The organism is Streptomyces sp. NPDC003943, assembly GCF_053605265.1.
Genome location: NZ_JBSGIW010000020.1, coordinates 15984 through 27508, shown reverse-complemented (window position 1 = coordinate 27508; position 11525 = coordinate 15984). Strand labels below are relative to the sequence as shown.

9 protein-coding genes are annotated in these 11525 nt (G+C 73.7%); 3 read left to right on the top strand and 6 right to left on the bottom strand.

What is annotated here, in order from left to right:
* Positions 1 to 42 precede the first annotated feature (42 nt).
* Entirely contained in the window at positions 43 to 531 is a 489-nt protein-coding gene (locus ACWEV0_RS11550) for a MarR family winged helix-turn-helix transcriptional regulator (RefSeq protein ID WP_453148606.1), read from the bottom strand.
* Positions 532 to 654: 123 nt separating this feature from the next.
* On the opposite strand from ACWEV0_RS11550, the gene ACWEV0_RS11545 reads away from it, so the two are divergent.
* Positions 655 to 1446 carry a dioxygenase family protein gene (locus ACWEV0_RS11545; protein ID WP_453148604.1) on the top strand — a complete coding sequence of 264 codons (792 nt, stop codon included), beginning with the start codon at positions 655 to 657 and terminating at the stop codon, positions 1444 to 1446.
* A gap of 376 nt (positions 1447 to 1822) precedes the next feature.
* Entirely contained in the window at positions 1823 to 2830 is a 1008-nt protein-coding gene (locus ACWEV0_RS11540) for a sigma-70 family RNA polymerase sigma factor (RefSeq protein ID WP_453148602.1), read from the top strand.
* 197 nt (positions 2831 to 3027) lie between these two features.
* On the opposite strand, the gene ACWEV0_RS11535 is transcribed toward ACWEV0_RS11540, so the two are convergent.
* Positions 3028 to 3987, bottom strand: coding sequence for a helix-turn-helix transcriptional regulator (locus ACWEV0_RS11535; protein ID WP_453148600.1), 960 nt, complete (start codon positions 3985 to 3987; stop codon positions 3028 to 3030).
* Between the two features lie 62 nt (positions 3988 to 4049).
* Here ACWEV0_RS11535 and ACWEV0_RS11530 point away from each other — a divergent pair, with 62 nt between their 5' ends.
* Positions 4050 to 5618, top strand: a complete 1569-nt coding sequence (locus ACWEV0_RS11530; protein WP_453148598.1) for an MFS transporter — start codon at positions 4050 to 4052, stop codon at positions 5616 to 5618.
* Between the two features lie 122 nt (positions 5619 to 5740).
* On the opposite strand, the gene ACWEV0_RS11525 is transcribed toward ACWEV0_RS11530, so the two are convergent.
* The 4 genes from ACWEV0_RS11525 to ACWEV0_RS11510 form a co-directional block, all read right to left on the bottom strand.
* Complete coding sequence (locus ACWEV0_RS11525) at positions 5741 to 6520, bottom strand: DUF6227 family protein (protein WP_453148596.1); 780 nt, start codon at positions 6518 to 6520, stop codon at positions 5741 to 5743.
* 204 nt (positions 6521 to 6724) lie between these two features.
* Complete coding sequence (locus ACWEV0_RS11520; protein WP_453148594.1) at positions 6725 to 7819, bottom strand: P1 family peptidase; 1095 nt, start codon at positions 7817 to 7819, stop codon at positions 6725 to 6727.
* A gap of 21 nt (positions 7820 to 7840) precedes the next feature.
* The gene (locus ACWEV0_RS11515; RefSeq protein ID WP_453148592.1) at positions 7841 to 8641 is read right to left on the bottom strand and encodes an SDR family oxidoreductase; all 801 of its coding nucleotides are present in this window, start codon (positions 8639 to 8641) and stop codon (positions 7841 to 7843) included.
* A gap of 153 nt (positions 8642 to 8794) precedes the next feature.
* The gene (locus ACWEV0_RS11510) at positions 8795 to 11425 is read right to left on the bottom strand and encodes a BTAD domain-containing putative transcriptional regulator (protein WP_453148590.1); all 2631 of its coding nucleotides are present in this window, start codon (positions 11423 to 11425) and stop codon (positions 8795 to 8797) included.
* Positions 11426 to 11525 lie beyond the last annotated feature (100 nt).

The window sequence follows — 11525 nt, the reverse complement described above, 5'->3', positions numbered from 1 at the left end:
CTTCCGGCACCCCTCTGCCCTGGTTCCGCTCGGCGTTCTCGCTCAGCGGAGCCAGGGCAGATCCGCGTTCGGGTCCGTCGGCTGGAGGCCTTCGGAGACCGTCCGCATGATCGCGCCGAGCTGCTCGACCTGCTCCGGGGTGAGCCGGTCGAAGAGCGCCTGCCGTACGGCGCCGACGTGGCCGGGCGCGGTGCGGCGCAGCACCTCGTAGCCCTCGTCCGTCAGCGTGGCGAACTGCCCGCGCTTGTCGGAAGGGCACTCCTCGCGCGCGACCCAGCCGCTCTTCTCCAGGCGGGCGACGGCGTGCGAGAGCCGGGAGCGGGTGATCTTGACGTCCTTGGCCAGCTCGGTCATCCGCATCCGGCGGCGCGGGGCCTGGGAGAGCTGGACGAGCAGCCCGTAGTAGATGTGGGGCATCCCGGCGTCGCGCTGCAACTGGCGGTCGAGATGGTCCTCCAGGAGGGTGGTGGCGTGGAGGTAGGCGCGCCAGGTGCGCTGCTCCTCGTCGCTGAGCCAGCGGGGTTCGGTCATGGAACCATGGTACGACCAATCCTTGAAAGTTGAACTAGATCCGGTCTAGGCTGTACGCGAACTTGGAGCTTGAAACTTCAAGGAATATGGAAAGTCAGACTCGCGGTGAAGGAGGCGGACGCCATGGACGACGCCACGCTTGAACGGATGCCGGCCCTCTACCTGTCGCACGGCGCCCCGCCGCTCGCCGACGACCCGGTCTGGCCGGGTGAGCTCGCCGCCTGGTCCGCCGGCCTGCCCCGGCCCAAGGCGATCCTCATGGTCTCCGCGCACTGGGAGGAGGCCCCGCTGGCCCTCGGCGCCACCGAGACCGTGCCGCTCGTCTACGACTTCTGGGGCTTCCCCGAGCACTACTACCGGGTCCAGTACGCGGCCCCCGGCGCGCCCGAGCTCGCCGAGTCCGTGCGCAAGCTGCTTCGCGCACCCGGCACGCCCGTCCAGGACATCCCCGACCGCGGGCTCGACCACGGCGCGTACGTGCCGCTCGTCGAGATGTACCCCGGCGCCGACATCCCCGTCCTCCAGATCTCGATGCCCACCCTCGACCCGCGCCGCCTCATGGACATCGGCCGCAGGCTCGCCCCGCTGCGCGACGAGGGCGTGCTGATCGTCGGCAGCGGCTTCTTCACCCACAACCTGGCCGCCCTGCGGCACACCGGCGGCGGGGTGCCGGGCTGGTCCGCCGAGTTCGACGCGTGGGGCCACGAGGCGCTCGCCACCCGCGACGTCGACGCCCTCCTCGACTTCGAGCGCAAGTCGCCGGTCGGCCGCCTCGCCCACCCGCGCACCGAGCACTTCGCCCCGCTCTTCGTCACGATGGGCGCGGCGGACGCGGCCGGTGACCTGGACGCGGAGCGCAGTGTGATCGACGGCTTCTGGATGGGGCTGGCGAAGCGGTCGGTGCAGTTCGGGTAGGTCGGGCACGTCGGCAACCCGGCGGCGGTGAGGTGCGTCTTCAGGTCCGGAGCGGAGTCGAGGAAGCCGCCGCTCCGGTGTGAGGGGCGGAATCGGGCCGCATGTGACGGCGGTCTCACGCGGGTGGTCACGGAGGGTGGTGGCGGAGCTCCGCGAGGGGCGCCGGATCAGCGGTCGCGCCCGGCCTGACCTGCGGGTCCATGGGGCCCCGGATCCCGCGTCCCACGCCCTCGGAAGCACGCGGGCGGCGCAGGATACTGCATGATCACGAAAATCCATGTGCCGGGTGGGAATTCTGTCCTGATTCCAGTCGTTGTTTCCGTCGGATGCAGGGCACCCGAGAGGGTGTCGCGACCTACTCAGCAAGGGAGCACGCATGGCAACCCGTGCCGTCGCCCGTCGTCCGTCGTCCGCCGCGAGCAGTTCCGCGGGCGGGGGCAGCCGGGCAGTTCGCGCCGTGGGCGGGGAGATCGCCGACCGCGACCTGGTCGGCATGTACCTCGACGAGATCGCGCGTACGCCCCTGCTCGACGCCGCCAAGGAGGTCGAGCTCTCCCAGACGATCGAGGCGGGTGTCTACGCCCAGCAGATCCTCGACGGCGAGGCGGAGAGCGAGGCGGGCGGAGCCTCCCGCCTGGAGCTTGAGGCGCTGGTCGCCGAGGGTGAGCGGGCGAAGGACCTCTTCATCAAGTCCAACCTGCGGCTCGTCGTGGCCGTGGCCCGGCGCTACCCGCGCAGTGGGCTGCCCCTGCTCGACCTGATCCAGGAAGGGAACGCGGGCCTGGTGCGCGCGGTCGAGAAGTTCGACTACGCGAAGGGCTTCAAGTTCTCCACGTACGCCACGTGGTGGATCCGCCAGGCCATCACCCGCTCCATAGCCGACCAGTCCCGCACCATCCGGCTCCCCGTCCACCTGGTGGAGGAGCTCGGCCGGATCCGCCGCGTCCAGCGCGAGTTCAACCGCGAGCACGGCCGCGACCCGGAGCCCGCCGAGATCGCCGAGGAGCTCGGCTCGACCCCCGAGCGGATCACGGACGTCCTGGACTGGGCACGCGACCCGGTCTCCCTCAACATGTCGGTCGACGACGAGGGCGAGACCCAGTTCGGCGACCTCCTGGAGGACACCTCCGCGATCTCGCCCGAGCAGTCCGTCCTCACCCTGCTGCGCAGCGAGGAGCTCGACGACCTCATCGACAAGCTCGACCACCGCACCGCCTCCATCATCCGCATGCGTTACGGCATCGAGGACGGCCGCGAGCGCACGCTGACGGAGGTCGGCAAGGAGCACGGCCTCACGCGCGAGCGCATCCGCCAGATCGAGAAGCACGCGCTGCTCGAACTGAAGAAGATGGCGCGGGACACCGGCTTCGACGCGGTGGCGTAAAGCGGCCGTACGGCCGGTACGACCAGGGCGTGCGGGCCCCGTCGGCGGGGCCCGCAGGGCCCGTCGGCCGTGGGTCGGTCCGTCAGCCGTGCGTCGGTCCGGTCGGTCGCGCATCGGCCGTCAGCTGCGCGTCGGTCCGATCGGTCGCGCATCGGCCCGTCAGCTGCGGGTCGGTCCGGTCGGTGGCACGTCGGCCGTCAGTCGCGCGTCGCCGCGCCCAGGCGCGCGCCCAGCTCCGCCGCGTACGCGAGCAGCGGCTCCGGGCCGTGGATGGTGAACGGCGCGTCGACCATCGCGAAGCGCACCGCGAGCCACTCCGTCGAGTCGGTCGTACGGGTCCGCAGCCGGCAGCTGTCCGGGCCGGTGGCCGCCGGGGCGAGGTGCGCGGGCAGCCGCGCCGCCACGAACTCGGCCGGGGCGTCGAAGCTGACGTCGAGGTCCACCTCGGGCTGGGCGCGGGACATCGACCGGGTCAGGTAGGCGGCCGCGTCCCCGGCCGGCAGCTCGCGCGCGGCGAAGCGCGCACCCGTCGGAAAGGGGTCGCTGACCCGGTCGACCCGGAAGGTGCGCCAGTCCTCGCGCCCCAGGTCAAAGGCGACGAGGTACCACCGCCGCCCCGTCGACACCAGCCGGTACGGCTCAACGAGCCGCTTCGTCTCCGTGCCGTCGCCCGCCCGGTAGCCGAACCGCAGCCGCTCCTGCCCGGTCACCGCGCCGGCGAGAGCGGTCAGGGTCTGCGGTGTGACCGTGGCGCCGTCGCCGCGCGTGAGCGGGATCGTCGCGTTCTGCAGGGTGGAGACCCGGTGCCGCAGCCGTGACGGGAGCACCTGCTCCAGCTTCGCCAGGGCGCGTACGGAGGCCTCCTCGACGCCCTCGATGGCGTGCCCGGCGCCGGCCCGCAGCCCGACCGCGATGGCCACGGCCTCCTCGTCGTCCAGGAGCAGCGGCGGCATCGCCGTACCGGCGACGAGCCGGTAGCCGCCCACCGCGCCCTTGGTCGCCTCGACCGGATAGCCCAGCTCGCGCAGCCGGTCGACGTCCCGCCGGATCGTGCGCGGCGAGACCGAGAGCCGTTCGGCGAGCTCGCGCCCGGGCCACTCGCGCGGGGTCTGGAGCAGCGACAGCAGATTCAGGAGTCGTGCCGGAGTGTCCGTCATGTTTACCAGGATGTGGCCCAACTAGGACATGAGCTGACCTATATGGCTTCTACTTTCCTCGTATGAGTTCACACGACGCCGTCCCCTCCGCTCCGGTCGCGGCCCCGGAAGCCGCGGACGCGGCCGACGCCGCTGACAGAAGGCGCTGGATAGCCCTCGCCATCGTCATGACCGCCGCCTTCATGGACCTGGTCGACGCCACGATCGTCAACATCGCGATCCCCAGCATCGAGCGCGACCTCCACGCCTCCTTCGGCGCGATCCAGTGGATCACCGCCGGCTACGCGCTCGCGTTCGCCGCCGGTCTGATCACCGGCGGGCGGCTCGGTGACATCTACGGCCGCAAGCGCCTGTTCCTCACCGGCACGGCCGGCTTCACCCTCGCCTCCGCGCTCTGCGGCATCGCCGCGAACCAGGAGATGCTGGTCGGCTCCCGCCTCCTCCAGGGCGCGGCGGCGGCGCTGATGGTGCCGCAGGTCCTGTCGATCGTGCACGTCACCTTCCCGGCGCACGAGCGCGGCAAGGTCTTCGGCATGTTCGGCGCGATCATCGGCCTGGGCGCGGTCTCCGGCCCGCTGCTCGGCGCGCTGCTCACCCAGTGGAACATCGCGGGCCTGGAGTGGCGCCCGATCTTCCTCATCAACCTGCCGGTCGGCGTCGCGGCCATCATCCTGGGGCGCCGCTTCATCACCGAGTCCAAGGCCCCGAAGGCGCTCCGCCTCGACCTGGTCGGTGTGGTCCTGGTGACCGTCGCGCTGCTGATGCTGATCTACCCGCTGACCCGTGGCCGCGAGCTGGGCTGGCCGCTGTGGGGCCACCTGATGATGGCCGGCAGCCTCGTCGTGTTCGGCGCTCTCGTCGCGTACGAGAGGTACAAGGCGCGCAAGGACGGCTCGCCGCTCGTCGAGCTGTCGCTGTTCAAGGTGAAGTCGTTCGCGGCCGGCATCGCCGTCCAGCTCACCTTCGGCGTCGTGATGGGCATCTTCTTCCTGGTCTGGACGCTCTACATGCAGATCGGGCTCGGCTGGACCCCGCTGAAGGCCGGACTGACGGGCGTGCCGTTCTCGATCGCGGTGTCCACGGCGGCGGGTCTGTCGGTGCAGCAGCTGGTGCCGCGCTTCGGCCGCAAGGTGCTGCAGGCGGGCGCCGTGACGATGGCCGGCGGCATCCTGCTCTACTTCTTCGTGGCCGGCCGCTACGGCGCGGACATCCACCCCTGGCAGATGATCCCGCCGCTGGTCGTGATGGGCCTGGGCATGGGCCTCATCGTGGCCCCGCTGACGGACGCCGTGCTCTCGGAGGTGCCGCGCGAGCACGCCGGCTCGGCCTCGGGCCTGATCAACACGACCGGGCAGATGGGCAACGCGCTCGGCCTGGGTCTGGTGTCGGTGGTCTTCTTCGGCACGATCGACGAGAAGCGCCTGGCCATGGCCCCGGCGGAGACGAGCGCCGCCTTCACCCACGCGTTCCAGAACTCGCTCGGCTGGGCGGCGGCCGTGCTCGCCGGCATCTTCCTGGTGATGTTCGCGCTCCCCGCCAAGCCGAAGCAGCACCTGGAGGGCGGCGGCGAGGAGGAGCCGGCGGAGGACGGCACGACCACGATCGAGAAGGAGCCCGTACTGGTCTCCTGACCGGTGGTTCCTGGCAGGCGGTTTCCTGACCGGTCGTGCGTGGCCGTGGCCGGCCGTGCGTGACCGGGCGTCGGGAGGGTCCGAGGGGTCGCCCCTCGGGCCCTCCCGTGTCGTGTGCCGCGTCAGCGCACCCGCGAGCGGGACTCCATCGCCTCGCGCGCGGCGCGCTCGTCCTCGTACACCTCGCACATGTGGCGGCCGTCCGGCGTCGCCGTGTGCTCGACCTCCCACAGGCTCAGCTCGCTGCCGTCGAGCAGCAGGAACTGGTGCTCGTAGAGGGTGAAGCCGGCGTCCCGGCCACCCGCCACGGGGCACTGGCGCCCGAACGCCTGCGTGATGTGGTGCGCGAACGCCAACCGCAGCCGGCGCGCGGTCGCCTCGCCCGGCCGGTCCGCGTTCTCCGCGCGGCGCAGCACCCGGCGGGCGTGGTCGGCCGAGTTGTCCGGCACGTACATCCGGGGCTGGGCCGGTATGGGGCGGGACAGGAGCGTGCTCAGCAGCTCCAGGTCGTCGTCCTCGCCGACGGCGGTGCCGTCGGTGCGCTCCACGCTCCAGCCGAGCGAGGGCCCGGCCGGCAGCCGGGACGCGGCGAGCCGGACGTCCGCCTCCGCCGCGTACAGCTCGTGCTGCTCGGTGCCGTCCCGGCCGGAGTTGTGCACCAGCTCCCACAGGCTGAGCGCCGTGCCGTCGGGGAGCAGATAGGTGTGGCGGTACGTGGTGCGGTGCAGCGACGCGCTGTGGTGCGAGGAGTACAGCGCGCTGGAGTGGGCGAGGGCCGACTCCAGACGCTCGATCATGGAGTCGGGCAGGTCGAAGGAGTTGAGCGCCCGGCCGAGGAGTCGCTCAAGATGGGTCTCGGTCGTCTCGTACGGATCGTGAGAATGATCCTGCGGATCGTTCAAGGGGGTCTCCAGGCCGTCGCCGCATGTCACTTGGTGCTTGCTAAACGTAGTCCCTGGGTCTGACATCGTGTCCGGCGTTCGGGAAAACGAACGGGGCGCACATTGAGTTTCCGCGCCCCCCGAGTGTTTTCTTCAACTTCCCTTGGTATACCGGCAGTCGGGGCGCCGGGCTAGTCGCCGTACGGCTCGGGCCGGCGTGTCGGCTCAGGCCGTGCCGTACGCGTCCGCCTGCCTGTCTCCATAGAGCTCCCGGTACGACGGGAAGTTCCCGCCCGGCCCCGAGATCCCGGCGGCCGGTGCGAGCACGGCCCGGACGATGGCCCGTGTGACGGCGTCCGCGCCCGCTGCGAGGATCTCGTTGAGCGCCAGTGGCCCCGGCGCGGAGGGCAGTTCGCGCGCCCCCGTCGCGAGGGCGAACACCGTGTCGCCGTCGTTGAGCAGATGCACCGGACGGACGGCGCGTGCGATGCCGTCGTGCGCCGTCCCCGCGAACTTCTGCGCCTGTGCGCGGGTCAGCGCCGCGTCCGTCGCCACCACCGCCAGCGTCGTGTTCATGGGCGGCGGCGCGAGCCTGGCCCGGGCCGCCGCGAGGCGGCGCCGCGCCGCCTCGTGCACGGCCGGATCGGGATAGGCGGGGCGTCCCGCCGCCGTCAGGGGGCCGGAGGTGAAGTAGGCGCCGTACGGAACGCCCGTCTCCGGATCGATCGCCGCGCCCACCGCGTTCACGACCACCAGCGCGCCGACCGTGATCCCCGACTCCAGGACCGTGCTCGCCGTCCCCACCCCGCCCTTGAGCCCGCCGACCACCGCCCCAGTGCCCGCGCCCACCGCGCCCGTGACCACGGGCGCGTGTGCCGCCGTCGCGGCCGCCGCCTCCACCGCCGCGCGGCCCGTCGAGGCGTCCGGCCGGGCCGCGAAGTCGCCGCCCCGGCCCAGGTCGAAGACGCAGGCGGCCGGCACGACGGGCACCACGTGCGCCGGATCCGGCCCGACCCGCACCCCGCGCCGCTGCTCCTCCAGCCAGGCCATCACCCCGCCGGCCGCGTCGAGCCCGTACGCGCTGCCGCCGGTCAGGACCACGGCGTCGATCCGCTCCACCAGGTTGCGCGGGTCGAGCGCGTCCGTCTCCCGGGTGCCGGGGCCCCCGCCCCGCACGTCCACGCCGGCCGCCATCCCGCCCTCCGGCGCGAGGACCACCGTCGTACCGGACAGCGCCCCGGCGCCCGGCACGCGCGCGTGGCCGACCCGCAGGCCGGCCACGTCCGTCAGTGCGTCGAGAGAGGCTTTCAGCTCCGTCATGTCACCTGCGTAGCACGGATGTCAGCGCTTGGGACCCAGGTACGTGCCACCCGAGGCGTCGATCACGGTGCCGGTGATCCAGCGGCCCTCCGGCGAGGCCAGGAACGCCACCGGGTCCGCGATGTCCTCCGGCTGCCCGACCCACGGCAGGGCCTGCCCGCCGATCAGCATCTCCTCCAGCTGCGGCATCGCGGCGAGCGCGGCCGTGAGCGCGCCGGTCTGCGTCGGACCCGGGGCGACCGTGTTGACGGTGATCCGGCGGGCGCCGACGACGTTCGCGAGGGTGCGGGTGAAGGTCTCCATCGCGCCCTTCGACATGGCATAGGCCAGCTCGTCGGCGAGCGCGATCCGGGTGACGCCGGAACCGATGTTGACGATGCTGCCGCCGTCCCGCAGCAGCGGCAGCAGCTGCTGCACCAGGAAGAACGGGGCCCGGACGTTGACGGCGAAAACGCGGTCGAACTGCTCGACCGTCTCGTCCTGGAGGTGCCCGCCGGACGCCGTGACGGCCGCGTTGTTGACGAGCACGTCAAGGCCGGCCCGCTCGGCGTCCGCAGTGTGGGCGGCGAGCCCGGCCCGCACGCCCTCGACGAGCGCGAGCACCCCTTCGTACGACCCGAGGTCGGCCCCCACCGAGAACGCTCGGCCGCCCTTCGCGGCGATCAGGTCCACGGTCTCCTGCGCGGCGGACGCGTCCGACCCGTAGTGCACGGCGACGAGCAGCCCGTCCTGGGCGAGGCGGAGGGCGATGGCCCGCCCGATGCCACGGGAGGCGCCGGTGACGAGGGCGGTGCGGGCGTCGAGGGTGGTGGCGTTCTGCATGGTGACGGCTCTCCCTTGAGGCGTTGTGGTGCCGGTGAGGCGTTGTGCCGGGCGTTCGCCGCGGCAGGGAGAGAGTCGCCGGGGCCGCTGACGGGACGCGCACCGGACGCTGACGCCCGCTGACGGCCGCTGTCAGAGGCCGTACGGAGGGTGTCAGCGGAGTTCCGGCAGGCCCGCCCGCCGTGCCACCTCGGCCGCCCGGGCCCGGTCGGCCGCCGCAGCCCCGGTATCGCCCGCCGCCTCGTGGACGGCGGCCCGCCGGCCCAGCAGGTCCACGATGTCCTCGGCGACCCCCAGCGACTCGAAGAGCGCCAGGGCCTCGGCGAACAGCGGCAGCGGATCCGGGGACAGCGCGCCGAGGCCTTCTAGCGCGGTGGCCGTGCCCCAGCGCTCACCGAGGGCACGGAAGCCCCCCAGGGCCTCGGTCAGCGCGGCCCGCGCCGCCTGCCGGTCGCCCTGTTCGAGCGCCAGATATCCCTGGCCCGCCAGCCCGAGCGCCCGCGTCCAGGCGTCGTCCGGCATCGGGAGGAGGGCCTCGGGTCCGCTCTCCGGCCCTGTCGCCGTGGCCCACAGGAAGGCGGTGAAGGGCTGCCGGAGGGGCTCCGTACGGGAGGTGAGCAGGGTGCGGGCGCGGACGAGGCGCTCGGCGAGGGGGCTCTCCGCTCCGGCACCCGCGGCGAGGACGCACAGCACGTACTCCTCGTCGAGGCCGGCCGTCCCGGAGTCGAGGCCGGCGCGCTCCGCCGCGTCGAGGAGTTCCGCCGCGAGGCCCGCGACCTGGCCGCGCAGGCCGCGCAGCCACCAGTACGGGGTGAGCGCGGCCACCAGGCGGAGGGCGTCCGCCGGGGCGTGCGCCGTCGCGCGGCGCAGCGCGAAGCGGAGGTTCGGGTCCTCGGCGTCGAGGCGGGCGAGCCAGTCGAGCTGGGCGGGACCGCGCATGTGGGGGTCGGCGGCGCGGGCGAGAGCCAGGTAGTGGGCGGTGTGAGCGGCGGGCGCGGGGTCGTCGGCGCGGAGCCGGCCGGCCGCGTACGCCCGTACGGTCTCCAGCATCCGGTAGCGGACCTCGCCGGTGTCGAAGTCGCCCGCCTCCACCAGGGACTTCTCTGCGAGCGAGGCCAGCACGTCCTCCGCGTCCGCCCGCTCCACCCCGCACACGCGGGCCACGGCCTCGGCCGTCGCGCCGCCCCGGAACACCGAGAACCGCGCCGCCAGTTCCCGTTCCTCCGCGTCCAGGAGCTCCCAGCTCCACTCGACGACTGCGGCCAGCGTCCGATGCCGCTCGGGCGCGGTCCGGTCACCTCGCGAGAGCAACCGGAAGCGGTCCGCCAGCCCTTCGTCGACGTGCCGGCCGACTCGCCCGCCGGTCCGTTCGTCGACGTGCCGGCCGAGGTGTTCGCCGATCCGGTCGGCGATCTGGTCGACGGTGAGGCTGCGCAGACGGGCCGCCGCCAGCTCCAGGGCCAGCGGGAGCCCGTCCAGGGCCGCGCAGATCTCCGGCACGCGCGCGTGCCCGGCGAAAGCGGGCCGGGCCGCCGCCCCGCGCCGCACGAAGAGCTCCTCCGCCGCGCCCGGCGCGAGCGCGGCGAGCGGCAACAGCGACTCGCCCGTGATGCCGAGCGCCTCCCGGCTGGTGGCGAGGACCCGCAGCCCGGGGCAGCCGGCCAGCAACTCCCGTATCAGCCCGGCCGCCTCCGCCACCACGTGCTCGCAGTTGTCCACGACGAGCAGCGGCGGCCGCTCCGCGAGCGCGCGCACGAGCCCGTACGGGCTCGCGTCCCGTACCCCTACGGCGCGCGCGAACGCTCCCACCACCTCGCCGGGTCCCACCGCCGCCAGATCCACGAACACGGCCTCGCCGTCTCCCTGGCCGTTGACGGCTTCGAGGGCGAGCCGGGTCTTGCCGGCGCCGCCCGGGCCGACCAGCGTCGACAGGCGAGCGGCGCTCAAGAGGGCGCGCAACTGCTCCCGTTCGCGCTCCCGGCCGACGAAGTCGGTGAGCGGGGCGGGCGGCCGGGAGGGCGGCAGGGCCGCTCGTACCGTACGGGCCGCCCCCGACTCCTCGCCCCGCAGCACGGCCAGATGCGCCGCCGTCAGCTCCTCCGCCGGATCCGCGCCCAGCTCCTCGGCGAGCGCCCCGCGCACCTCCTCGTACACGGCGAGCGCCTCCGCCTGCCGTCCCGCGCCCGCGAGCGCCCGTATCTGCAGCGCGCGCAGCCGCTCGCGCAGCGGATGCGCGGCCGCGGCCTGCGCCAGCTCCCGCACGAGCGGGGCGGGGTCGCCGTCAGCGGCGAGCAGCGCGGCGGCCCACTCCTCCAGGGCGTCGAGCCGCAGCGCGTCGAGCCGGGCCGCCTGCCCTTCGGCGTACGGAGCCTCCCGTACGTCCGCGAGGGCGTCCCCCTGCCACAGCGCGAGCGCCTCGCGCAGCAGCCCCTCCGCCCGTACGGGGTCCCCGGCCGCGCCGGCCCGGGCACCCTCCCGGGCCAGCCGCTCGAACCGGAGGGCGTCCACGTCGTCGGCCTCGGCCCCGGTCAGGCGGTACCCGGCGGGGGAGTGCTCCACTCCGACGCCGTCCGGGAGCGCCCGGCGCAGGCGCGAGACCTGCGACTGGAGGGCGTTGGCGGCGCCGGCCGGGGGCTCGTCGCCGTACAGCCCGTCGAGAAGGCGTTCGGCGGTGACCGTCCGGCCCGCGTCGAGCAGGAGCAGTGCGAGCAGGGCCCGGGCGCGGGGGCCACCGGCGGCGGGGGCGCCGGCGACGGTGAGCGGACCGAGAAGCCGGAAGATCATGCGACGCATTGTGGCTCAAAGGTCTGACGATCGGTCCGGCGATCGGTCCGCGATCGGTCCGGCGGTCGGCCCGGCGGGCGGGCCGGCGGGCGGGCCGACA